Below are 22,427 nucleotides of genomic sequence, written 5' to 3'. Positions count from 1 at the left end.
CGGAGGGGGTGTGGGGGAGGCAGCGCCTCCCCCACCTCGGTCGGACAGGGCGTAAGCCCTGTTCAAAATCAGGTCCGCGGCGCCGCCGCCCGCCGAAGCCGGTCATTGATCGCGCGGCCCAATCCGGTTTCCGGAATCGGAGCGACTGCGATCGGCGCGTCGCCCGCCGCGTCGAGGGCGTGGAGCATCCGGAAAAGATTCGCAGCCGCCTCGACCAGATCGCCGGACTCCGACAGCGTCACGTCACCGGCGACGGCGCCAAAGCCCAGCAATCTCTCACCGGGGCGCGCGGTTTCGGCATCGAGCCGAACCCGCGCGTCGGGCGCGTAATGCGAGCTCAGCTGGCCCGGCGCGTTTATCTCGGCGCCCTCTGCGCGTCTGGACAGCGGCGCGCCCAGTGCGGACTCGATCGCCTCGGTGGGCAGGCCACCGGGACGCAGGAGCACAGGCTCAGGGTTGAACCCGACGATGGTGCTTTCAACGCCCACCGCGCACGGGCCGCCGTCCAGCACCGCCTCGATCCGACCGCCGAGCCCGGACACCACATGCGCGGCCTCCGTCGGGCTTATCCGCCCCGACGGGTTGGCAGAAGGTGCCACGACGGGTCGCCCCACGGCCTCCAGCACGCGCCGCGCGAGCGGATGGTCCGGGACTCGCACGGCAACGGTGGTCAGCCCCGCGCTGACCAGTGGCGACAGGCCGGCATCCGCACGCAGGGGCAGGACCAGCGTCAAAGGGCCCGGCCAGAATGCCCCCGCAAGGTCGCGGGCGCGCCCGGTCAACTCCGCGATCCGGTCCACCGCGGCGACATCGGGCACATGAGCGATCAGCGGGTTGAACCGTGGCCGCCCTTTCGCGTCGAAAATCCGTGCCACGGCCCGGTCATCCGCCGCATCGCCGCCCAGACCGTAAACCGTTTCCGTGGGAAAACTGACCAGCGCACCGGACCGCAGAAGCTCTGCCGCACGGGCGATCCCCGCCGCATCCGCCGCCAGCAATTCCGTTTCGGCAGGACCCGTCATGACGCGGCGTTTTCCTTGTGTTGCAGGCGATTGTGCCTAGGTTCCGGCCATCTGCCTAGCGCGCACCGCGCGTTTTGCCAAGCCAACGGGAGGCCCCCATGCCCTATCGCGCTCCGGTCAACGATTTCCAGTTCCTGCTGGACCATGTGGTCGGCTTCGACGCCGTCGCAGGCACGGACAAATTCGCCGAAGCGACCGGCGACACGGTGCAGGCGATCCTGACCGAGGCCGGCAAGCTGTCGAGCGAAGTGATTGCGCCGCTCCAGCGCAACGGGGACCTTCACGGTGCCCTGCTCGAGAATGGCGTGGTCCGGGCGAGCCCGGGGTTCAAGGAGGGCTACGAGGCCATCGCCGAGGGCGGCTGGATCGGTATCTCGGGCGATGCGGAATATGGCGGCATGGGCCTGCCTTTCACGCTGACCGCGTCAGTCAACGACATGATCGCCGGGGCCTGCCTTGCCATCGGCCTGAACCCGCTCCTGAGTCAGGGCCAGATCGAGGCGCTGGAGTCCCATGCGTCCGACGAGATGAAGGAACTCTACCTGCCGAAACTCACTTCGGGCGAGTGGTGCGGCACGATGAACCTCACCGAGCCTCAGGCGGGCTCCGACGTGGGCGCACTGACCACCAAGGCGGTGCCAAACGAAGACGGCACCTTCGCGATCACGGGGCAGAAGATCTATATCTCCTGGGGCGATCACGACATGGCCGAGAACATCTGCCACCTCGTCCTCGCCCGCCTGCCGGATGCGGCGCCGGGAACCAAGGGCATCAGCCTGTTCATGGTGCCGAAATACATCCCAGATGAGGCCGGCAATCCCGGCAAGGCCAACGACCTGCGGGTCGTCTCGCTCGAACACAAGATGGGCCTGCACGGTTCTCCCACCTGCGTCATGAGCTATGAGGGCGCGACCGGCTGGATCGTGGGTGAAGAACAGGGCGGCATGGCGGCCATGTTCACCATGATGAACAACGCGCGTTTGAACGTGGGTGTGCAGGGTGTCGGCGTGGCCGAAGGCGCCTACCAGCACGCGCTGGCCTACGCCCTCGACCGCAAGCAGGGGCGCACGCCGCTCGAAAACGGACAGGGCACCATCGTCGATTTCGCCGACGTGCGCCGGATGCTGGTGCAGATGCGGGCCGAAACCTACGCCGCCCGCGCCATCGCGCTCGCCTGTGCCACCGCCATCGATATGGCCAGCGCGACGGGCGAGAAGACGTGGAAATCGCGCGCGGCGCTCCTGACCCCCATCGCGAAATCCTATGGCACTGACACTGGCATCAAGGTCGCTGACCTCGGCGTGCAGATCCACGGCGGGATGGGCTATGTCGAGGAAACCGGCGCGGCGCAGTATTTCCGCGACGTCCGCGTGACCTCGATCTACGAAGGCACGAACGGCATTCAGGCGATGGACCTTGTCGCGCGCAAGATGATGGACGGCGGCGATGCGGCTTTCCGCCTTCTCGACGAGATCGAAGGGAACGCCGAAGCCGCACGCGGCACCCTTGGCAAGCTGGCGGAAGCGGTCTGGAGCGCAGCCGAGACGCTGCGCGAAGCGACCGAATGGCTTGTCGAGCAGGATCTTCAGGACCGTTTCGCGGGTGCCGTTCCCTATCAGTCCGCCTTCGCCCGTGTTCTGGGCGCGCATTATCACCTGCGGTCAGCGGTGGCCGAAGGGGGCGATGGCCCCCGCACCGCGCTCGCCGCGTTTTACATCGAGCGGCTCTTGCCCGATCATGCCGCTGCGCTGGAAGAAGCGCGGGCCGGGGCCGCAGGGCTTTACGCCCTGTCGGTCGAGGATCTGGCGGTTTGAACGTGCATCTGAGTTTTCCCTGGGAAACGGCACCCGACCCCGGTGAAGGGGTTGAGGTGGCAGAGGGCGTTCTCTGGTTCCGCCTGCCGCTCCCGATGAAGCTCGATCACGTCAACGTCTTCGCGTTCGACGGTGGCGACGAGGGCTGGACGATCGTCGACACGGGATTCGACTCGAAAAAAACCCGTGCGATATGGGAGGGCATCCTGTCCGGCCCTCTCGGCGGCCGCCCGATCCGCAGGGTGATCGTCACGCACCACCACCCCGATCATGTCGGCCTTGCCGGGTGGTTCCAGCGCGACCATGGCGCCGAACTCGTCACCACGCGCACCGCATGGCTGATGGCACGGATGCTGCGGTTGGACGAGCACGAGAAGCCGGTCGATGAAACGCTTGCGTTCTGGCGCTCCGCCGGCATGGACAGGGCGATCTATGAAGCGCGTGCGCAGGAGCGTCCGTTCAATTTTTCCGATGTCGTGGCCGAGCTGCCGCTGGGCTTCACCCGGATCAAGGAAGGCGACACCATCACCTTCGGGGGCCGGACGTGGGACGTCCGCATCGGCAACGGACATGCGCCGGAACATGCGACCTTCTGGTCCCAGGACGACGACCTCGTTCATGGCGGCGATCAGCTCCTCGCCACGATCAGCCCCAACCTCGGCGTCTACGCCACCGAGCCGGAGGCGGATCCGGTTGGCGAATGGCTCGAAAGTTGCCGACGTCTCATCTACTTCGCGCTGCCTGAGCAGCTGGTCCTGCCGGGCCACAAACTGCCCTACAAGGGCCTTCCGACCCGGATGAAGCAGCTGATCCAGAACCATCATTCGGCGCTGGAACGACTGCTGGACTATCTCGAGACGCCGCGCACGGCGGTCGAATGCTTCCCGGCAATCTTCAAGCGCAAGATCGGCGAGGGGGAATATGGCCTCGCCCTGGTGGAGGCGCTGGCGCATCTCAACCACCTTTATCAGACCGGCAAGGTCACGCGGACCCGGCGCGAGGACGACGCGTGGCTGTGGCAAGCCGAACGGGGGCGGACATGAGCGTGAGCGCGATCGGCGACAAGCGGCATCCGCGCTCGGCGGTTGCCCGGTGTTCCGAGACCAGATCCGCGCCCACGGCCGAGGAAAAGCCGCTCCCGGCGTCCGTCGCCGATACGCCGCAGGACTCCAAAAGTCCGGCCGAATGGGCCTACCAGCGCATCATCCTCTACATCCAGAATTTCGAGGAACAGCTCGACAACGAGCATGAAGTGGCAATGGGCTTCACCGGCTCCGATGCCGGCGTGCTGAAGATCGAGGGCATCGGCTACTTCGACCCGGATATCGTGACCTTCTATGGCACGGATGGAACGGGCACCAAGACCCAGCTCGTCCAGCATGTGAGTCAGCTCAATGTAATCCTGCGCGCCCTCCCGCGGGACACCGGAAAAGACGAACCCTATCGCATCGGTTTCCGGCTTGCCGCCGACCTGGAGCGCGACGCGGCTGCTACACCCGACGAGGAATAGCCATTTCCTGCGCCTCGTGGCGTGACAGCGCGGCCGAAATCGTCTAATCGACCTTCCGAAACCAGTTCTGGCGAGGATAACATGGCTGAACACAAGCAAGGGTCGATGGACATTTCGGTGCAGGAAAAAACCTTCGAAGGGTTCATCAAATTCTCAGTTCGCTCGGTGGTCGCGATCATTGTCGTGCTGATCCTGCTGGCAATCGTCGGCGCCTGAAGATTTTGTCGGGCCGGCATTCGGCTGGCCCGCGCCTCTCATTTTTCAACATGGTGGTCCCTGTCATGCGCCGAATCCTTTTCTCGATCTCCCTACTTCTCGTCCTCGCTGGCTGCGCGGCCGAGAGCAAATGGGCTCCGGCGGAAGAGGTTGCGCGGGCGCGGTACACCCATTCCGGACCCGCGATGATCTCGCTCTTCACGGTGGTCGGTCGCAACAACGGTCAGGGTGGCCATGCAGCGATCATGATCAACGGGTCGCAGCGCTTGCTCTTCGATCCGGCGGGCACATGGTATCACCCCCAGATTCCCGAGCGGAACGATGTCCACTACGGCATGACCGAGCCGGCGGTGGAATTCTATATCGACTACCACGCCCGCATCACCTGGGACGTCTACCGTCACGACATCATCGTGAGCCCGGCCGTGGCCGAGAAGGCGATTCAGCTGGTCGAGGCCTACGGCGCGGTGCCCAAAGCCATGTGCACACAGGCCGTGACCAACGTCCTGCGCCAACTTCCGGGCTTTGAGGGCATCCGGTCGACGCTCTTCCCGGTCCCGGCGATGGAAAGCTTCAAGCAGCTGCCCGGCGTGACCGAGCGCTTCTATCAGGACGATGACCCCAACGATAACGAATACATCCTCGCACCACGCGTAAGGGCGGGCTGAGGCGAGACATGAACAGGCCGGGCCGCATGCCCGGCCTTTTCTTTCGCGGGTTTTGCTCGTCGGAGGCTTCGGGTAACACGGCCCCATGCGAACCTACTCCATCGGCGACATTCACGGGCAACGTGCCGAGCTCGAACGCGTCCACACGCTCATCGAGGCCGACCGCAAGCGCACGGGCGACGCCGAGGCGCCGGTGGTCCATATCGGCGATCTCTGCGACCGCGGGCCGGATACGCGCGGTGTGATCGAGTTCCTGATGGCGGGACAGGCGCGCGGAGAGAACTGGGTGGTTCTGAAGGGCAACCATGACCGCCTGATGCACTGGTTTCTCGAGCCTTTCCCACGCCATGATCCCTACCTCCTCGTCGGCTATACATGGCTGCACGAACGTATCGGCGGTCATGAGTCGCTCGAGTCATATGGCGTGACCTACAGCGACCGCGACCGCGTGTTCCGCGTCCACGCTGACGCGCGCTCCGCCGTGCCGCAAGCTCACATCGACTACCTCTCCAGCCTGCCATTAACCTACGAGAGGGGCGACTGCTTCTTTTGCCACGCTGGCATCCGCCCCGGCTTGCCGCTAAGGGATCAGACCGAAACCGACCTTCTGTGGATCCGCGAGGAGTTCCACGACAGCACGGCGGACCACGGCAAGCTCATCGTCCACGGCCATACGCCCGTGGATCACGCGACCCACTATGGCAACCGCATAAACCTCGACACAGGCGCAGGCTATGGCCGCCCGATCCAGCCCGTTGTGATCGAGGGGCGCGACGCGTGGCTCCTGACCGAAGACGGGCGCGTGCCCCTGCCGCGCGGGGCGTAACGCACCCTTCCGAACCCGGTTTCACGGCACAAAAAAAGGCCCCGGTGTTTCCACCGGAGCCTTCGTCCTCGAAAGAGGCCCGCCTTATTCGGCGTCTTCTTTCTTCTTCTTGTCTTCTTCCGCCAGCTCTTCGCCGGTTTCCTGGTCGACCATCTTCATGGCAAGGCGGACCTTGCCACGGTCGTCGAAGCCCAGAAGCTTGACGTAGACTTCCTGGCCTTCCTTCAGAACGTCCGAAGGATGGTTCAGGCGGCGGTTTTCGATCTGGCTGACGTGGACGAGGCCGTCCCGCTTGCCAAAGAAGTTCACGAAGGCGCCGAAGTCGACGATCTTCACGACCTTGCCCTTGTAGACCTGGCCTTCTTCCGGCTCGGCCACGATAGCGTGGATCATGTCATAGGCCTTCTGGATGGCGTCACCGTTCGGCGAGGCGATCTTGATCACGCCGTCGTCGTTGATGTCGACCTTGGCGCCCGAGACTTCCACGATCTCGCGGATGACCTTGCCGCCCGAGCCGATCACTTCACGGATCTTGTCGGTGGGCACCTGCATCGTTTCGATGCGCGGGGCGTGTTCCGAGAACTCGGTGCGGCCAGCGGCCAGCGCCTTGTTCATTTCGCCGAGGATGTGCATCCGGCCCTCTTTCGCCTGAGCGAGGGCCTTTTCCATGATCTCGGGCGTGATGCCTGCGACCTTGATGTCCATCTGCAGCGAGGTGATGCCGTTTTCGGTACCCGCAACCTTGAAGTCCATGTCGCCGAGGTGATCCTCGTCGCCAAGGATGTCGGTCAGAACGGCGTAGGAGCCGTCATCTTCAAGCACGAGGCCCATGGCCACACCGGCAACCGGCGCCTTGAGCGGCACGGCGGCGTCCATCATGGACAGCGAGCCACCACAGACCGACGCCATCGAGGACGAGCCGTTGGATTCGGTGATCTCGGACACGACGCGGATGGTGTAGGGGAAGTCGGTCGCAGCCGGCAGAACCGCTTGAAGCGCGCGCCATGCGAGCTTGCCGTGACCGATTTCACGACGACCCGGAGGGCCCACGCGACCCGCTTCACCGACCGAGTACGGCGGGAAGTTGTAGTGCAGCAGGAAGTTCGACTTGTAGGTGCCGGTGAGGGCGTCGATCATCTGCTCGTCGTCGCCGGTGCCCAGCGTCGTGACCACGAGGCCCTGCGTCTCACCACGGGTGAAAAGCGCGGAGCCGTGCGTGCGGGGCAGGATGCCCACTTCCGACTGGATCGAACGCACTTCGTCGAGCGCACGACCGTCGATCCGCTTGCCGTCTTTCACGACCGAGCCGCGCAGAACGACGGACTCGAGCTTCTTGAGCGCTGCGCCGAGGTTCGGATCTTCGAGTTGTTCGTCAGTGAGCTTGCCCTTGATCTCTTCCTTGGCGGCAGAGACCGCAGCGGTGCGCTCCTGCTTGTCGATGATCGCATAGGCGGCGCGCACGGTGTCTTCGCCGGCGGCTTTGACGGCAGCGAACAGATCGTCGTAGTTCGGCGGCTGGAAGTCGAACGGCTCTTTCGCGCTCTCTTCGGCGAGGTCGATGATGCAGTCGATAACCGGCTGAATCTGCTCATGCGCAAAGTTCACGGCGCCCAGCATCTCGGCTTCGGTGAGTTCATAGGCCTCGGATTCCACCATCATGACGGCGTCCTGGGTGCCCGCGACCACGAGGTCCAGACGTTGCTCCGGGTTTTCACGCAGCTTGTGCATGTCGTCGCAGGTCGGGTTCAGGACGTATTCACCGTCCTCGTAACCCACGCGGCAACCCGCGATCGGACCCATGAACGGCGCGCCGGAAATGGTCAGCGCCGCCGAGGCCGCGATCATCGCCACGATGTCGGGATCATTGACGAGGTCGTGGCTCAGAACGGTGCACATGACGAGCACTTCGTTCTTGAAACCCGGCACGAACAGCGGACGGATCGGACGGTCGATCAGGCGCGCAGTCAGCGTTTCCTTCTCGGTCGGACGCGCCTCGCGCTTGAAGAAGCCACCGGGCACCTTGCCCGCAGCGTAATACTTTTCGGTGTAGTGGACCGTCAGCGGGAAGAAGCTCTGGCCTTCTTTCGGCTCTTTCGCAAAGGTCACGTTGGCCATCACGGAAGTCTCGCCCAGCGTGGCGATGACAGACCCGTCGGCCTGGCGGGCAACCTTGCCCGTTTCCAGCGTGAGCTCTTCTTCGCCCCACTGGATGGATTTTTTCACTTCGTTGAACATGTAGCGTATCCTGTCTGGGAGCACTCCCGGCCCTCCGGGTCTCCCGTTGTCATGGCGGCCCCATTGCCGCCGACCCCTCTACCATTCCATGCGCCGGGGTCAGAGCGTCACGTCTCAGATGACCGGCCCTTACAGGAAAACCGCGCCATTTGAAAGCCTTTCCGGGGGGCGGAGCGCTGCGGCACGAATCCGCCCTGCCTGGCAGAGGTGAATGGCCGATCACGTTCGCGGGAGCGCGGGGATGAGTGAACCGAACGGCCTTGCAGTATGTATAGGATCAGAGGGACCAATCAGCGCGAAACGCGTGCAGGAGGTGTTCATGTTTCGGTTTCTGGCGTCCGCGTTGTCATTTGTCATCTGGTCCGGCGCGGCGCAGGCCGAACCGGTTTCCTATCGTCTCGACCCGGCGCGTTCGGTCGTCGGCTATGAGGTTGGCTTTGGCCAGGACCTCATCAAGGGCCGCATTCCGGTGCGGTCGGCGGATGTCACGCTCGACTTCCGCAGCAATTCCAACAGCAGCGTGTCCGTGACCTTGAACGCGGCCGGGGCCACCTCCAGCTTTCCGTTCGCCGAACAGGCACTGAAGGGCCCCAAGGTGCTCGCCACCGGGCAGTTCCCGACCATGACCTTCCGCTCATCGGCGTTCCGCATCGGCACGACGACCGCGCAGGTGGACGGGCAGGTGACTATCCGAGGGGTCACGCGGCCTGTGCGGCTCGACGCGCAGGTCTTTCGCCAGCAAGGAACCGATCCCGGCGACCTGTCCAAAATGTCTGTTCACCTCACGGGGGCCGTGAATCGCTCGGAGTTCGGGGCGACCGGCTGGAACGACATGGTGGCGGACCGGGTCGTCATCTCCATCGTGGCACGCCTCGACCGGGCCGGCTGACATGATCCGCAACACGACGTCGCGGTTCGGACTCGCCACGCGGTCAATCCACTGGATCACCGCGCTCCTCGTCATCGGAATGCTCGGCTTCGGGACTTACATCGCCCGGATGGAAGTGGATATGTCCAACTTCCACCTTTTCGGCTGGCACAAGTCCGTTGGAATTCTGACGCTCGCGCTCGTGATCCTCCGGTTGGGCTGGCACCGCGCTTCACCGCCGCCTGGCCCCATGCCTTCAGGCCCGGCGTGGCAGGACAAGCTCGCGCGTGTCGCCCATGTTGCGCTCTACCTCCTTCTTCTTGCCGTGCCCCTGACCGGCTGGATCGCCAGCGCGGCGACCGGTATCGACGTGGTTGTCTTCGACATCTGGACGCTCCCCCGTATCGCGCCGGTGTCCGAAGGTTGGGAGGACGCCTTTTTCCTCGCCCACGGCGTGCTGACCAAGCTGCTCGCGGCCCTCGTGCTCCTCCACGTCGCGGGCGCGTTCCACCGCCGCGACGGCACGTTGCGTCGGATGCTGCGAGGGAGGGCCTGACCCCAAACGAAAACGCCCGCTCAAATGAGCGGGCGTTCCGGGGTCCAGATGAACCAAAAACCTTAGCGGCGAATGCCGAGGCGCTGGATCAGCTCGCGGTAACGCGGCTCGTCCTTGGCCTTGAGGTAGTCCAGCAGCTTGCGGCGACGGGCGACGAGCTTCAGGAGGCCACGACGGGAGTGGTTGTCCTTCTTGTGGGTCTTGAAGTGCTCGGTCAGCGTCGCGATGCGCTTGGTCAGGATGGCGACCTGGACTTCGGGCGAACCTGTGTCGCCGTCCTTGGTCGCAAAGTCTTTCATGACGCCTTGCTTTTCATCAGCAGTAATCGACATCGGGGTCTCCTTCGAGGTTCAGGGTTATGGCGCAAGCCGGGATGTCGTCCAGCAGGGCCCGTGGAGTGCGGGATTGACCGCAGATGCGGGCGTATAGGGGGAATCGCCTGCGAAGAAAAGGCTTTTGTTACTCGGCATCCGGGGGCGCGATCCCGAAGTCGGATGGGCCGACACCGTCGTCCTCCACCGGCGGTCCGCCGGGCGACGGGTTTTCCTGTGCCGCCTCGGCATCGCCCTCTTCCGGCGCGCTGTCCTCCTCGAGCCCGTAGCTTTCGGCATTGTCGGCATCGATCTCGCGCGCGATATCTCCGGCCCAGTCGCCGATGATCGGAATGAAATCGATCTGGGCCAGCAGGTAGGCGGCGACGGAGACGAGGATCGTGGCGCCCAGCACGGAACCCAACCCGAATGCGAGCCCCCGGTAAACCTGGAACAGGCCGAGCTGGACAAGGCTGTCGTGCAGCCTGATGTAACGATGCTGGTTCAGCTTCGCGACTTCCGACCGGAGGTTTCGCACCTCGGCGGTCAGGTCCGTCGGTTGATTCTCGTCCGCCATGGCCTTCCTTTCCATCGGCCCACGCTATGCGGCCTCTGCGCGGGCCTCAACCGCGCGTTAATGTTGAATCTTCTGTATTTTGGCGGCCTGACGCCGGACGTTCGTGGTATGTTCAGGCATCCGCCCGCAAACGCGGGCTTCGGGGGATTGGCTGTTACCATGGGTATCGCCCTGCTGCTTCTCGGCCTCGTGCCTCTTTTCTTTCTCGGGGACTTGTTCGTCGGGGGTGGCGCGGGCGCGCCTGCGTCGGAGGATGGCGACGAGGCGGCACAGGAAGGTGGCCAGGGCAATGTCTCGACCCTGCTGGGCGCGCAGTCCGACGGCACGCCGCTTGAGCCGGTCACAGACGATCCGCAGCCCTATGTGGGTGCGCCGGTCGAACCCGGTACGATCATAGACCCGAATGAGGATGACGCGGACCCGGTGACCGGCACGCCCGTGGACCCCGACACTGTCCTCGACCCGATCGACACGCCGGGCGAGGGGTATGAACGCGGCTCCGGCACCACGCTCCAGCAACTCCTCGATCGCGAAACGGACCTGCGCGTGGGGGTGGAGCGGATCGGCTCCGAGATCAGCGAAACCGCCGAACTCCTTTCGAGTGATGAAGCTGACCGGATCACGCTCGCGAACGACGGACCGGGTGAAGGGAACCTCTCCGACATTGACGGCACTCCACTGATCCACACCGACGGAATGCTTGGCGTGATCGAAGGAGCGGGGGGTGACGATACGCTCGTTCTGGGTAATTCCGCGACCTACGCTTTCGGTGGCGCAGGCGCAGACAACATCTCGGCGGCGACCGGTGCTGCCGCGATCTTTGGTGGAACGGGCGACGATATGCTCCGCGGGGGCACCGGGGATGGGTTCATCGACGGCGGCGCGGGCGATGACGTGATCCTTGGCGGTGACGGGGCCGAGAATCTTTTTGGCGGGGCACATGCCCCGGACAGCGCATCCGCCGCTGATGACGACCTGATCGACGGCGGGGCCGGCGACGACCGGATTGCAGGCGGGTATGGCGCCGACACGCTCATTGGCGGCACGGGCGACGACGTGATCGACCATCATGGCCGCGTCGAGCAACAGATCGGATGGGAACGTCACGCCTTTGACTGGCATATCGACGATGCTGACGACACCCTCGTTGGCGGCACCGGAAGCGACACGCTCATCATGGATCGGGCGGATACCGGGACCGGCGGGGATGGCGCGGACACATTCTGGATCTATCATGACCACGAAACCGGAACCGGTGCCGCGGACATCACGGATTTCGACGCCGGGACCGATTTCCTGCGTGTCTCGCTTAACCCGTCGCTCGATCATGGCGAACTGACCGTGGACGTAACGGCGTCCCCCGACGGAGCGGACGCACTCGTCACGGTTAACGGCGAACTTGTTGCGGTTCTGCGCGGGGCGGCGCGTGCCGACGCCATCGATCTGCTCGTCGAAGTGACGCCCGACCTCTTCGCCTGATTATCCGGCCGGGAACCCGGCTGCCCCTGCGCTCGTTCGGACTGGGACACTTGTGACCCGTGCAGAATCGCCGGGGGAAAGGACGACATGGCAGACCTGACATGTGACGTGGCGATCATCGGCGCCGGAACCGCCGGCATCGCCGCCGAACGCAAGGCGCGCAAGCAAGGTGCGCGGACGCTTTTGATCGATCCGAATTTTTCGGGCACCACCTGCGCAACGGTCGGCTGCATGCCGTCAAAACTCCTCATCGCCGCAGCCCGCCGCGCCCATACGGTGCGCACTGCGGGGACGTTCGGCATCGACACGGGCCCGGCCCGGATCGACGGCCCCGCCGTCATGTCCCGCGTCAGAGAAGAGCGGGACAGGTTCGTGGCGGGTGTGCAGAGCGGCTTCGACGATCTGCCGGACGGCGTCCGGGTTCAGGCCCGCGCGTCCTTCACCTCTCCCACCACGCTGGAACTGGACGACGGACGCAGCGTCGAGGCGGGCGCCATCGTCATCGCGACCGGCTCAGCCCCGATGATCCCGCCGCCGTTCAGGGAACTCGGCGAGGCCCTTCTGACGAATGAAACCGTGTTCGATATTGAGGACCTTCCAGACAGTCTCGCCGTCATCGGAGCGGGCGCACTCGGCCTCGAACTCGCGCAGGCCTTCGCGCGGCTCGGTGTCACGGTCGCGGTCTTCGATCAGGGCGAGACGCTTGCCGGCGCCCGCTGCGATAAGGTGCAAGCGTCGTTGCGCGGTGTGATTGAGGACGACATGACCCTGCATCTCGGCACCAACCCGGACCCCTCCCGCGACCGCGACGGGGTGCGCATCGACTGGGACGGTGGGTCGCAAACCTTCGACCGCGTGCTGGTCGCAGCCGGTCGACCGCCCAGCGTCGAAGGGCTGGAGCTGGAAAAGACCGGTCTCGCGCTGGACGACAAGGGCATGCCCACGGTCGACGCGGCGACCCTTCAGTGCGGCGACGCGCCGATCTTCATGGTCGGTGACGGGAACGGCATCCGACCTGTGCTTCATGAGGCTTCGACCGAGGGGGCCGTCGCAGGGCGCAACGCGGCTCTTTGGCCCGATATCGAGCGTGCCAAGCGCTCGGTCCCGCTGACGATCACCTTCACCCAGCCGCCACTCGCGAGCGTCGGCACCGGCCCGGACGAAAGCGACAAGATCGGGAGCGCGGACTATACCGACCAAGGCCGCGCCAAGGTTGACGACGTGGCGGTAGGCCTCGTCCGTCTCTACGCCGCGGCGCCCGACGGGCGCCTCACCGGGGCGGATTTGTTCTGTCCGGGTGCCGACCATCTTGGCCACCTCATCGCCTGGGCCATCGAGTCCGGGCGCACGGCAAGCGAGCTTCTGGATCATCCATTCTACCATCCGACCCTGGAAGAGGGCCTGCGCGGCGCGCTCCGAGAGATCTGTGGTTCCGTCCCGCTTGAATTGCCCGCCGACCGGGACGAAGGTAGCCCGCCCGGCGACTGATCCTTACTGCGCTGCGGCAAAGCGCTTGAATCCCCGCGTGTATCCAGTGCAGACATGATCCCGCGTGGCCGGGGGTCGCGCCAATGCGCGGGGGCCGGGATGCAGATTGAACGAACGGACGTGCCGGGGGTTCTGATCATCACCCCGCCCCGCTACGCCGACGAGCGCGGGTTCTTCAGCGAAAGCTGGAGCTATAAGCGCCTTGCCGAACATGGCGTGGACATCGACTTCGTTCAGGACAATCATTCTTTCTCGCACGCGAAGAACACGCTGCGCGGCCTGCACATGCAGGTGCCGCCTCACGCGCAGGACAAGCTCGTGCGCTGCGGACGGGGGCGGCTCTTCGACGTGGCGGTCGACATCCGGAAAGGCAGCCCCACCTTCGGCCGATGGTTCGGCACTGAATTGAGTTTCGAGAACGGCAAGCAGCTCCTGGTCCCCAAGGGCTGCCTGCACGGCTTCGTGACGCGCGAACCGGATACGGACATCGTCTACAAATGCTCGGGCTATTTCGCCCCGGACTGCGACCGCTCCGTCCGGTTCGACGATCCTGCCTTCGCCATCGACTGGGCCCTCGACGGCGACCCGGTGCTGTCGGATAAGGACGCCGCCGCGCCGCGCCTGTCGGAGATCGACAACCCCTTCGCTTTCGAGGTGTCTGCATGAAGCTGCTCGTCACCGGCGGCGCCGGGTTCATCGGGTCCGCGGTGGTCCGGCTGGCCATTTCGCGCGGGCACGATGTGGTCAACCTCGACGCGCTGACCTATGCCGCCTGCCTCGACAACGTGGCGGACGTGGCGGACGCGCCCGGATATGCGTTCGAACAGGTCGACATCCGCGACCGCCCCGCGCTCGACCGGGTGCTGGAGGCGCATCGACCCGATGCGATCATGCACCTCGCCGCAGAAAGCCATGTCGACCGCTCCATCGACGGCCCCGCGACCTTCGTCGAGACGAATGTGCTTGGCACCTTCCACCTGCTCGAAGCCGCGCGTGCCTATTGGGAACGGGAGGGCCGGCCCGAAGGGTTCCGGTTTCACCATATTTCGACGGACGAAGTGTTCGGCTCGCTCGGCTCCGAGGGCCAGTTCACCGAGTCGACGCCCTATGATCCCCGCTCGCCATACTCGGCCTCGAAGGCCTCGTCCGACCATCTCGTGCGGGCGTGGCATGAGACCTACGGCCTCCCGGTGGTCCTGACCAATTGCTCCAACAATTACGGCCCCTACCATTTCCCGGAAAAGCTCATTCCGGTCGTCATCCTGAACGCGCTCGCGGGCAAGCCGATCCCGATCTACGGCGACGGATCCAATATTCGCGACTGGCTCTATGTCGAGGATCACGCCGACGCGCTCCTCCTCGTACTGGAAAAGGGTGTGCTCGGGCGCAGCTACAACATCGGGGGCGAGAACGAGCGGTCGAACCTGCAACTGGTCCGCACGATCTGCGACATTCTCGACCGGCTCGCACCGCGCGACGGGTCTTACGGTGATCTGGTGACCTTCGTGCGCGATCGGCCCGGTCACGACGCCCGTTATGCCATCGACCCGACGCGCCTGCGCGAAGAACTCGGCTGGCGTCCGTCCGTGACGGTCGAGGAAGGGCTTGAGAGGACCGTGCGTTGGTACCTCGACAACCGCGACTGGTGGCAGACTTTTGCTCCGCCCCGTGGCCGGTTTTTGCTCCGCCGTTGACGCGGTGCGGACCGGAATGAACGTCTCGCCGTCCGAAACGACGTTTTGAACACCCTTCAGAAGATGCCCGACAGTGGTGCCTCCGACCCTCCCCCGATAGATGTTCCCCGCACAGTAGACATCTGAAAGCCCGCGGTCGTCCACGTCAGGCACCTCTCCCATGTCGTCCGAAACCCAGGTGAAGGTATAGACGATGCCACACCCGATGAACGTGTTGTTGATGACCCGGATGCCCCGGTAGAGGTCTTCTTCCTGTTCGAGGTCGACAGGTGTGCGAAACGCTTTCTTGATGTCGATCCCGGCGATGGGGACATCGAACACGTTCCGTTCGAAGGTCCAGCCGTGAAACCCGCCGGTGCCATCGGGTCCGTCGCGCACGTCGTTGAGGAAGTAGTTGTCCCGCACGGTGCAATACCGGGGGCCCCTGTTCGCAACCGCGTTCGTCTTGATGTAATCCCCGAAATTCCCCGCGTGACCCATCCGGCCCCGGTTTCCGCTGAAAACACCGAAATCGCAGGCTCCGCTGAGATACATCAGGTACTTCTGCTTGCCGGCGAAACTGTTGGTGAGGCGCCAGTGGGCCGCGTTGGAGAGGTCGATCCCCTTGCCGCCGGAAATCTGGAACCGGCACTTGTCGATGTTCGGCCCAACCGCCTTGTCGCGACATTCGAACAGCCCGTCCTTGTTGCCGCCATTCGGAATCGCATCCGCATCCACCGCCCGGTCGTGGTCGAAGAACAGCCCCCCCACCATGAAATCGCTTGGCACGCGGAACAGCGCGTTCACGTTGTAGCTGATCCCATTCGCAGCCGCGCTTTCCGGTGCGGCGTCCATCACGAGGAGCCCGCGAGTCGCGTGCTCGCCGTGGGACAGACGGTGGTAGTCGTCCGAGACAAAGGCGCGGAGCGTCTCCGGGATGACATGGCCCGCGCCACGGATTCGATACGTGCTCGTGAAGCGAAGCACCTCGGTGTCCGGGCGATGATGGTCGAAGAACCACTCCAGCGCGTCGGTGCAGTCCATATCGGGCGTCCAGCCGAGCTGCGCGGTGGATACCGCGCCGGTTTGGTCTGGCAAGGCGTAGAGCTTCACGCCGCCGACGGTCTCGAGGATATGGTCTGCGGCCGTTTCCGGGGCCACCTCGTAACCATAACCCGGCGCCGCGACCCAGAGGGTCTCCCCTGCCGACACAGCCGCCGCGTCCCCGCCCCCGGCATAGGAAAGCGTCTCGTCCGAGACGAGCGCGTCGACCGAGGCGAAACTGGTCGCCCCGCCCCCCTGAACGGTCGTCACCGTCGTGGTGGTCACCTCGTCTTCGACGACCACGCCGTCCTCATCCAGCAGAACGTTTTCGAACCGGTCTGTGATCTGCACCCGGTAGGTTCCGGCCAGCAGGTAACAGTCCTGAAAATCCCCGTTCGCATCCGAAATCGACGGGTTCGCGACCGAATAAGTCAGGTGAGGATCGCGGAAAATCGGGGTGAGAGTGTCGGACCCCGCGTTGTAGATGGTGCGCCGCGCGCCCTTGATCGGCGTGGAATCCGGCTTTTCCGCGCGCTGCGCGTTCGGATGATTGAAAAGACCCATGAAGCAGCTCCTTGCGCAAGTCGGCAGCAGGGCATCGGCCTGCCCGTGCAAATGAGCTTCATGGTTTGATTTTTTGGGTTAACAGGGCCTAACGCAGAGGTCTGGGAGGTAACGAGTCCAGGCAGCCACCTCAGAAGTCGATGGCGAGGCCCTTTTTCTCCCAGTCGCCATAGCGCACCGGTTCCGGCCCGTCTCGACCGCCAAGCTCTTCGGGAAGCTTCAGCGCGGCGGCAGATTTACGCCGCTCTTCGGCTTCGGCCAGCGCACGCAGCGCTTCGGGGGGCAGGTCGCGTTTTGTCTCGTCGGTCATCGCAGGCTTCCTTGTCTCGCGCCTTTGATATAGGTCGTCGCAACCGATTTGGCAAAGGAGGCCGCATGGCCACGGACCCGACCCTGCCGCGCCGCGTGGCGCTGGACCTGATGGGCGACGTGATCGAAGATCGCCGCCTGTTGTCCGAAGTCCTGCCGAAACGGCTCGCCAAGCTCGCGCCGGAGGATCGCGCACGCACTCAGCGGCTCGTGACCACCGCGTTCCGCGTGATGGACCGTGCCGACCGGGCACTGGGTCCGCACCTGCGCAAACGTCCGCCGCCCCGAATCCTCAACCTGCTGCGCCTCTCTGTGGCCGAGATCTGCGCCGAAGGCTCCGCTTCGCACGGTGTCGTCAATTCCGCCGTCGCCATCGCGCGGGCGGACAAGAAGACCGCCGGCATGGCCGGGTTGGTCAACGCCGTGCTGCGCAAGATCGACCCCGACGCCTGGTCCGCCCTGCCACCCCCGCGCCTGCCCAAATGGCTGCGCAAGCCGCTGACCGACGACTACGGCAAGGACGTGGTCGCGGCGATGGAGGCGGCGTTCCATGCGGGCGCCCCGCTCGACCTCACGCCGCGCGGCGACGGTGCCGCGCTGGCCGAGCGGTTGGGGGGGCAGCTTCTCCCCACCGGCTCCGTGCGCCTCACGGACGCCGGACAGGTCTCGGCCCTTCCAGGTTTCTCCGAGGGCGACTGGTGGGTGCAGGATGCCGCCGCCGCGCTCCCGGCCCGCATCCTCGCGGCCCGGCCCGGCGAAAGCGTGCTCGACCTTTGCGCCGCTCCGGGCGGAAAGACGATGCAACTCGCCGCGACCGGGGCAGATGTCACGGCCGTCGATATCTCGTCCACCCGCATGGCGCGGGTCGAGGAAAACCTCGCCCGTTGCAATCTCTCTGCGGACCTCGTCACTGCGGACGCACTCGAATACGAAGGCGGGCCGTTCGACGCGATCCTGCTGGACGCGCCCTGCACGGCGACCGGCACGATCCGCCGCCACCCGGACCTGCCCTATGCCAAGGACGGCTCCGAGTTCCCCGGCCTGTTCGAATTGCAGGAGCACCTGATCGACCGCGCGCTCGGGATGCTGAAACCCGGCGGGCGGCTCGTCTATTGCACCTGCTCGCTCCTCATCGACGAGGGCGAGGAGCAGGTGCGGGACGCGCTGGACCGCAACCCCGGCCCCACCGTCGACCCGACGGCTCTCGACCGCCCGGGCATCGAACCCGGCTGGCGCACCGACGAGGGCGGGCTGCGCCTGCGCCCGGATTATTGGGCCGAGACCGGCGGCATGGACGGGTTCTACATCGCCTGTCTCGTTAAGGCATGACTCCCGCCTGTCGCCCCTGTAGAGTCCCGCCAGAACCCGTGAAGGGTCGACGAACGACGTGAGGCAAGGCGAAGGTGGCCAAGGATTTCCCCATGACCAGCCGCAGGACGCGGTGGCTCAACCGCTGGCACGCCCGGCGCGCGGCCCGCGCGAAACCGGCCACGGGATTCACTTCGCAGCCCGAGCCGCGCACGATCGGCAGCTTCGCCAAGGGCAAACAACTCGTCTCCGGCAATTTCCTGTTCGCCGGTCACCTGGTGCAGTCGCCGACGGAAAGCATCTGGTCCATCACCCCGCCCAGCCCGGATTTCGAAGCCGCGCTTCAGGGGTTCGGCTGGATGGACCATCTCGCCGCATTGGGTGACCGCGATGCGCGGGCGCGGGCGCAGTTCTGGACGATGGACTGGATCGAACGCTACGGGCGCGGAATCGGCCCCGGCTGGGTTCCCGACGTGGCGGGCCGCCGCCTCATCCGCTGGATCAACCACGCGATCTTCATCCTGAACGGTCAGGATTCCGGGGCCTCCGAACGCTTCCACCGCTCGCTCGGCCAACAGGCGATCTTCCTGTCACGGCGTTGGCAGGGCACTTCCCCCGGTCTGCCCCGGTTCGAGGCGCTTACCGGGTTGATCTACGCGGGCCTGTCGCTCACCGGCATGGAGCATCTGACCGAACCGGCCGTGCAGGCGCTTGCCCGCGAATGCGACCGGCAGATCGACGCGGCGGGTGGTATCCCGACTCGTAACCCTGAAGAGCTGCTCGAAGTCTTCACGTTGCTCAACTGGGCCGCGCTCGCGCTGTATGAGAGCGACCGGGAGCCTGCACCGGCCCATCAAGCCGCCATCGAGCGCATCGCACCCACCCTGCGCGCCCTGCGCCATTCCGATGGCGGTCTCGCACGCTTTCACGGCGGCGGGCGCGGGGCCGAGGGCCGGCTGGATCAGGCGCTTGCCATTTCCGGCGTGCGTGGCGGGGCGACCGACGGGCTGGCGATGGGCTTTTCCCGCCTGTCCTCAGGGCGTACCTCCATCATCCTCGACACGGACCAGCCGCCCGTCGGCTCGGCCTCGTGGAACGGTCACGCCTCGACGCTGGCGATGGAGATCACGTCGGGCCGCCGCCCGCTCATCGTCACCTGTGGCTCAGGGCTCCATTTCGGTGAAGATTGGGGCAAGGCGGGCCGCGCCACACCGTCGCATTCGGTGCTGGGCCTCACCGGCGTCTCTTCCTCCCGCCTTGGCGACACGGAACCCACCCCGCACGGTCCCCGCGCGAAACTGGTCGAAGTCCCGAACGAGGTCGAGGCCCGTCGCATCGGGGATGCCGACATGATCGGCGTTGTCGCAGGCCATGACGGCTACCAGCCCCGCTTCGGCCTCGCCTACATCCGCCGGATCGAACTTGCGGTGGACGGGCGCACCATCGCGGGCGAGGAAACCCTCGCCGCTGTGTCCGAGGCCGAGCAAACCACCTTCGGCCGTGCGCTCGAACGCGAAAGCGAACGGGGTGTGCCCTTCAATATCCGTTTCCATCTGCACCCGGACGTGGACGCGACCATCGACCTTGGCGGGACCGCCGTGTCGATGGCCCTGCGCTCGGGCGAGATCTGGGTGTTCCGCTATGACGGGGCCGCCGATCTGAGCCTCGAGGCCTCGGTCTACCTCGAAAAGAACCGACTTAAGCCGCGTGCGTCAAAACAGGTGGTTCTCTCCGGGGCGGCAATGGATTATGCGACGCGCATCCGCTGGTCACTGGCCAAGGCGCAGGATACGCCCGTCGGCGTGCGCGATCTGGTGAGGGACGAGCCGGACGAGCTGCCTGATTGATCCAAGGGACATGACATGACCGACCTTTCCTCCGTGCGCCGCGCGCTGATTTCCGTTTCCGACAAGACCGGGCTTGTGGACCTCGGCACCGCGCTCGAAGCTCTCGGGGTCGAGATCCTGTCGACCGGTGGTTCGGCCAAGGCGCTGCGCGATGCGGGGGTGACGGTCAAGGACGTGGCTGACGTCACCCGGTTTCCCGAGATGATGGACGGCCGGGTCAAGACGCTGCACCCAATGGTCCACGGCGGGCTGCTGGCCCTTCGTGACAACGACGACCACACCGCCGCGATGAACGAGCACGGCATCGGCGCCATCGACCTGCTGGTCGTGAACCTCTACCCGTTCGAGGCGGCGCTGGCCCGTGGCGCAGGCTACGACGAGATGATCGAGAACATCGACATCGGCGGCCCGGCCATGATCCGTGCGGCGGCCAAGAACCACGGTTTCGTCACCACCATCGTCGATGTCGAGGATTACGGTGCGCTTCTCGACGAACTGAAGGCCAACGACGGTGCAACGACCTATGCTTTCCGGCAGCGCCACGCCCAGATCGCCTATGCCCGCACCGGGGCCTATGACGCCGCCGTCTCCGGCTGGATGGCCGAGGCGATCGGGGAAAAGGCCCCGCGTCGCCGCGTAGTGGCGGGCGAACTGGCCCAAACCCTGCGCTACGGAGAGAACCCGCATCAGGATGCGGCGTTCTATACCGACGGATCGACCCGTCCCGGCGTGTCGACCGCTCGTCAGCATCAGGGGAAGGAACTGAGCTACAACAATATCAACGACACCGACGCGGCGTTCGAGCTTGTGGCGGAATTCGACCCCGCGGACGGTCCGGCGGTCGCGATCATCAAGCACGCGAATCCCTGCGGCGTGGCGCGCGGCGCGACCCTGATTGAGGCCTACCAGAAAGCGTTCGACTGCGACCGCACCTCGGCCTTCGGCGGGATCGTCGCGCTGAACCAGACGCTCGACGCTGACACGGCGGCCAGGATCGCCGAAATCTTCACCGAGGTTGTCATCGCCCCCGACGCGACCGACGAAGCCAAGGCGGTCTTTGCGGCCAAGAAGAACCTGCGCCTGCTCACCACCGGCGGTCTGCCCGACGCCCGCTCGGGCGGTCAGACGATCCGGCAAGTCGCGGGCGGCTACCTGTTCCAGAACAAGGACAACGGCTTCATCGGCGAAAGTGATCTCAAGGTCGTGACCAAAAAGGCCCCGACCGACGCGCAGATCGCCGACCTCCTGTTCGCGTGGAAAGTCGCCAAGCATGTGAAGTCTAACGCCATCGTCTACGTCAAGGACGGGGCCACGGTGGGCGTGGGCGCGGGCCAGATGTCCCGCCTCGACAGCTCCACCATCGCCGCGACCAAGGCCGGGCGCATGGCGGGTGATGTCGGGCTTTCCGAAAGCCCGGCCATTGGCTCCGCGGTCGCCTCGGATGCCTTCTTCCCGTTCCCCGACGGCCTGCTCGAAGCGGCGGGCGCGGGCGCGACCTGCGTCATTCAGCCCGGCGGCTCCATGCGTGACGACGAGGTGATCGCGGCGGCTGACGAAGCAGGGCTGGCCATGGTCTTCACCGGTATGCGACACTTCCGCCACTGATGCGTACGCTCTGGATCTCCGCCCTCGTCATCCTGATCCTCGACCAGGCGTCGAAGATTTGGGTCGTTCAGGTGCTCGACCTGAAGCAGAAAGGCGCCATCGACGTCTGGGACCCGTTCCTCAATTTCCGCATGGCGTGGAACGAGGGCGTGAATTTCGGCCTGTTCTCCTCCTCGCAGGAAACGACCCGCTGGATTCTCATCGCCGTCGCCGTCGCGATCGTCGCCGCCGTGCTCTGGTGGGTCCACCGCGAAGCGATGGGGCGCTTTGCGCGCATCTCGGCGGGTGTGCTCATCGGTGGGGCCATCGGCAACGTGATCGACCGCATCGCCTATGGCGCCGTGGCGGACTTCCTCAACATGTCCTGTTGCGGAATTACAAACCCCTATTCCTTCAATGTCGCTGATATTGCTGTCTTCGCCGGCGCCATCGGGCTCATCTTCTTCACCGGGTCGCCCGCGAAGAAAAAGGCCCCGTGACGCGGCAATTCGGATGGGGTAAAGAGGG

The 22,427-nt window shown here is 65.3% G+C and carries 22 protein-coding genes; 17 read left to right on the top strand and 5 right to left on the bottom strand.

The annotated features are described in order from the left end of the window. Window positions 1-68 precede the first annotated feature (68 nt). Entirely contained in the window at window positions 69-1,022 is a 954-nt protein-coding gene (locus B2585_RS01145; protein WP_292019173.1) for an L-threonylcarbamoyladenylate synthase, read from the bottom strand. Window positions 1,023-1,120: 98 nt separating this feature from the next. Here B2585_RS01145 and B2585_RS01140 point away from each other — a divergent pair, with 98 nt between their 5' ends. From B2585_RS01140 to B2585_RS01115, 6 genes are all read left to right on the top strand, one after another. After that, window positions 1,121-2,836, top strand: coding sequence for an acyl-CoA dehydrogenase (locus B2585_RS01140; protein ID WP_292019172.1), 1,716 nt, complete (start codon window positions 1,121-1,123; stop codon window positions 2,834-2,836). Then, window positions 2,833-3,879, top strand: coding sequence for an MBL fold metallo-hydrolase (locus B2585_RS01135; RefSeq protein ID WP_292019171.1), 1,047 nt, complete (start codon window positions 2,833-2,835; stop codon window positions 3,877-3,879). The genes B2585_RS01140 and B2585_RS01135 overlap by 4 nt, the downstream gene beginning before the upstream one ends. Beyond that, window positions 3,876-4,346, top strand: a complete 471-nt coding sequence (locus B2585_RS01130; protein WP_292019170.1) for a DUF6173 family protein — start codon at window positions 3,876-3,878, stop codon at window positions 4,344-4,346. Before B2585_RS01135 ends, B2585_RS01130 begins: the two co-directional genes overlap by 4 nt. 81 nt (window positions 4,347-4,427) lie before the next feature. Beyond that, window positions 4,428-4,562 (top strand): aa3-type cytochrome c oxidase subunit IV, encoded by a 135-nt coding sequence (locus B2585_RS01125; protein ID WP_292019169.1) that lies wholly within the window; start codon window positions 4,428-4,430, stop codon window positions 4,560-4,562. Window positions 4,563-4,627: 65 nt separating this feature from the next. Further along, window positions 4,628-5,230, top strand: a complete 603-nt coding sequence (locus B2585_RS01120) for a membrane lipoprotein lipid attachment site-containing protein (RefSeq protein WP_292019168.1) — start codon at window positions 4,628-4,630, stop codon at window positions 5,228-5,230. A gap of 85 nt (window positions 5,231-5,315) precedes the next feature. After that, window positions 5,316-6,056: a metallophosphoesterase gene (locus B2585_RS01115; protein WP_292019167.1), complete on the top strand. Its 741-nt coding sequence runs from the start codon at window positions 5,316-5,318 to the stop codon at window positions 6,054-6,056. An 84-nt stretch (window positions 6,057-6,140) separates the two neighbouring features. Here the strand turns inward: B2585_RS01115 and pnp are convergent, their stop codons facing one another. After that, window positions 6,141-8,291 carry a polyribonucleotide nucleotidyltransferase gene (pnp, locus tag B2585_RS01110; protein ID WP_292019166.1) on the bottom strand — a complete coding sequence of 717 codons (2,151 nt, stop codon included), beginning with the start codon at window positions 8,289-8,291 and terminating at the stop codon, window positions 6,141-6,143. Window positions 8,292-8,610: 319 nt separating this feature from the next. On the opposite strand from pnp, the gene B2585_RS01105 reads away from it, so the two are divergent. Together B2585_RS01105 and B2585_RS01100 are read left to right on the top strand one after the other, a co-directional pair. Beyond that, window positions 8,611-9,180, top strand: a complete 570-nt coding sequence (locus B2585_RS01105; protein ID WP_292019165.1) for a YceI family protein — start codon at window positions 8,611-8,613, stop codon at window positions 9,178-9,180. Window position 9,181: 1 nt separating this feature from the next. Further along, window positions 9,182-9,715: a cytochrome b gene (locus tag B2585_RS01100; protein WP_292019164.1), complete on the top strand. Its 534-nt coding sequence runs from the start codon at window positions 9,182-9,184 to the stop codon at window positions 9,713-9,715. Between the two features lie 62 nt (window positions 9,716-9,777). Here the strand turns inward: B2585_RS01100 and rpsO are convergent, their stop codons facing one another. After that, entirely contained in the window at window positions 9,778-10,047 is a 270-nt protein-coding gene (gene rpsO / locus B2585_RS01095) for a 30S ribosomal protein S15 (protein WP_292019163.1), read from the bottom strand. 127 nt (window positions 10,048-10,174) lie between these two features. Continuing rightward, on the bottom strand, window positions 10,175-10,603 hold the full coding sequence (locus B2585_RS01090) for a DUF5665 domain-containing protein (RefSeq protein ID WP_292019161.1): 429 nt from the start codon (window positions 10,601-10,603) through the stop codon (window positions 10,175-10,177). A 159-nt stretch (window positions 10,604-10,762) separates the two neighbouring features. Between B2585_RS01090 and B2585_RS01085 the strand changes: the two genes are divergently transcribed. The 5 genes from B2585_RS01085 to B2585_RS01065 all read left to right on the top strand — a co-directional run bounded on the left by B2585_RS01085 (window position 10,763) and on the right by B2585_RS01065 (window position 16,920). Continuing rightward, window positions 10,763-12,082 (top strand): calcium-binding protein, encoded by a 1,320-nt coding sequence (locus B2585_RS01085; RefSeq protein WP_292019159.1) that lies wholly within the window; start codon window positions 10,763-10,765, stop codon window positions 12,080-12,082. 87 nt (window positions 12,083-12,169) lie between these two features. Next, window positions 12,170-13,570 (top strand): dihydrolipoyl dehydrogenase, encoded by a 1,401-nt coding sequence (locus tag B2585_RS01080; protein ID WP_292019158.1) that lies wholly within the window; start codon window positions 12,170-12,172, stop codon window positions 13,568-13,570. 99 nt (window positions 13,571-13,669) lie between these two features. Continuing rightward, window positions 13,670-14,236, top strand: coding sequence for a dTDP-4-dehydrorhamnose 3,5-epimerase (gene rfbC, locus B2585_RS01075; RefSeq protein ID WP_292019157.1), 567 nt, complete (start codon window positions 13,670-13,672; stop codon window positions 14,234-14,236). Then, entirely contained in the window at window positions 14,233-15,264 is a 1,032-nt protein-coding gene (gene rfbB, locus B2585_RS01070) for a dTDP-glucose 4,6-dehydratase (protein ID WP_292019156.1), read from the top strand. The genes rfbC and rfbB overlap by 4 nt, the downstream gene beginning before the upstream one ends. A gap of 471 nt (window positions 15,265-15,735) precedes the next feature. Further along, entirely contained in the window at window positions 15,736-16,920 is a 1,185-nt protein-coding gene (locus B2585_RS01065; RefSeq protein WP_292019155.1) for a hypothetical protein, read from the top strand. Window positions 16,921-16,981: 61 nt separating this feature from the next. On the opposite strand, the gene B2585_RS01060 is transcribed toward B2585_RS01065, so the two are convergent. After that, complete coding sequence (locus B2585_RS01060) at window positions 16,982-17,161, bottom strand: DUF1674 domain-containing protein (RefSeq protein WP_292019154.1); 180 nt, start codon at window positions 17,159-17,161, stop codon at window positions 16,982-16,984. A 65-nt stretch (window positions 17,162-17,226) separates the two neighbouring features. Here B2585_RS01060 and B2585_RS01055 point away from each other — a divergent pair, with 65 nt between their 5' ends. The 4 genes from B2585_RS01055 (at window position 17,227) to lspA (ending at window position 22,399) form a co-directional block, all read left to right on the top strand. Next, window positions 17,227-18,489, top strand: a complete 1,263-nt coding sequence (locus tag B2585_RS01055; RefSeq protein ID WP_292019153.1) for an RsmB/NOP family class I SAM-dependent RNA methyltransferase — start codon at window positions 17,227-17,229, stop codon at window positions 18,487-18,489. A gap of 92 nt (window positions 18,490-18,581) precedes the next feature. Continuing rightward, window positions 18,582-20,315 (top strand): heparinase II/III family protein, encoded by a 1,734-nt coding sequence (locus B2585_RS01050; RefSeq protein ID WP_292019152.1) that lies wholly within the window; start codon window positions 18,582-18,584, stop codon window positions 20,313-20,315. Window positions 20,316-20,330: 15 nt separating this feature from the next. Further along, the gene (gene purH, locus B2585_RS01045; RefSeq protein WP_292019151.1) at window positions 20,331-21,920 is read left to right on the top strand and encodes a bifunctional phosphoribosylaminoimidazolecarboxamide formyltransferase/IMP cyclohydrolase; all 1,590 of its coding nucleotides are present in this window, start codon (window positions 20,331-20,333) and stop codon (window positions 21,918-21,920) included. Further along, complete coding sequence (gene lspA, locus B2585_RS01040) at window positions 21,920-22,399, top strand: signal peptidase II (RefSeq protein WP_292019150.1); 480 nt, start codon at window positions 21,920-21,922, stop codon at window positions 22,397-22,399. The genes purH and lspA overlap by 1 nt, the downstream gene beginning before the upstream one ends. Window positions 22,400-22,427 lie beyond the last annotated feature (28 nt).

This window comes from Maritimibacter sp. UBA3975 (assembly GCF_002384975.1).
GTDB lineage: Bacteria > Pseudomonadota > Alphaproteobacteria > Rhodobacterales > Rhodobacteraceae > Maritimibacter.
This window is presented reverse-complemented; position numbering and strand designations above follow the sequence as displayed.

Coding starts and splice junctions, on each gene's coding strand:
- B2585_RS01060 (WP_292019154.1), bottom strand. CDS start 17,161: ATGACCGACGAGACAAAACGCGACCTGCCCCCCGAAGCGCTGCGTGCG.
- purH (WP_292019151.1), top strand. CDS start 20,331: ATGACCGACCTTTCCTCCGTGCGCCGCGCGCTGATTTCCGTTTCCGAC.
- rpsO (WP_292019163.1), bottom strand. CDS start 10,047: ATGTCGATTACTGCTGATGAAAAGCAAGGCGTCATGAAAGACTTTGCG.
- B2585_RS01125 (WP_292019169.1), top strand. CDS start 4,428: ATGGCTGAACACAAGCAAGGGTCGATGGACATTTCGGTGCAGGAAAAA.
- B2585_RS01080 (WP_292019158.1), top strand. CDS start 12,170: ATGGCAGACCTGACATGTGACGTGGCGATCATCGGCGCCGGAACCGCC.
- pnp (WP_292019166.1), bottom strand. CDS start 8,291: ATGTTCAACGAAGTGAAAAAATCCATCCAGTGGGGCGAAGAAGAGCTC.
- lspA (WP_292019150.1), top strand. CDS start 21,920: ATGCGTACGCTCTGGATCTCCGCCCTCGTCATCCTGATCCTCGACCAG.
- B2585_RS01055 (WP_292019153.1), top strand. CDS start 17,227: ATGGCCACGGACCCGACCCTGCCGCGCCGCGTGGCGCTGGACCTGATG.
- B2585_RS01085 (WP_292019159.1), top strand. CDS start 10,763: ATGGGTATCGCCCTGCTGCTTCTCGGCCTCGTGCCTCTTTTCTTTCTC.
- B2585_RS01105 (WP_292019165.1), top strand. CDS start 8,611: ATGTTTCGGTTTCTGGCGTCCGCGTTGTCATTTGTCATCTGGTCCGGC.
- B2585_RS01050 (WP_292019152.1), top strand. CDS start 18,582: ATGACCAGCCGCAGGACGCGGTGGCTCAACCGCTGGCACGCCCGGCGC.
- B2585_RS01145 (WP_292019173.1), bottom strand. CDS start 1,022: ATGACGGGTCCTGCCGAAACGGAATTGCTGGCGGCGGATGCGGCGGGG.
- B2585_RS01090 (WP_292019161.1), bottom strand. CDS start 10,603: ATGGCGGACGAGAATCAACCGACGGACCTGACCGCCGAGGTGCGAAAC.
- B2585_RS01130 (WP_292019170.1), top strand. CDS start 3,876: ATGAGCGTGAGCGCGATCGGCGACAAGCGGCATCCGCGCTCGGCGGTT.
- rfbC (WP_292019157.1), top strand. CDS start 13,670: ATGCAGATTGAACGAACGGACGTGCCGGGGGTTCTGATCATCACCCCG.
- rfbB (WP_292019156.1), top strand. CDS start 14,233: ATGAAGCTGCTCGTCACCGGCGGCGCCGGGTTCATCGGGTCCGCGGTG.
- B2585_RS01100 (WP_292019164.1), top strand. CDS start 9,182: ATGATCCGCAACACGACGTCGCGGTTCGGACTCGCCACGCGGTCAATC.
- B2585_RS01120 (WP_292019168.1), top strand. CDS start 4,628: ATGCGCCGAATCCTTTTCTCGATCTCCCTACTTCTCGTCCTCGCTGGC.
- B2585_RS01140 (WP_292019172.1), top strand. CDS start 1,121: ATGCCCTATCGCGCTCCGGTCAACGATTTCCAGTTCCTGCTGGACCAT.
- B2585_RS01115 (WP_292019167.1), top strand. CDS start 5,316: ATGCGAACCTACTCCATCGGCGACATTCACGGGCAACGTGCCGAGCTC.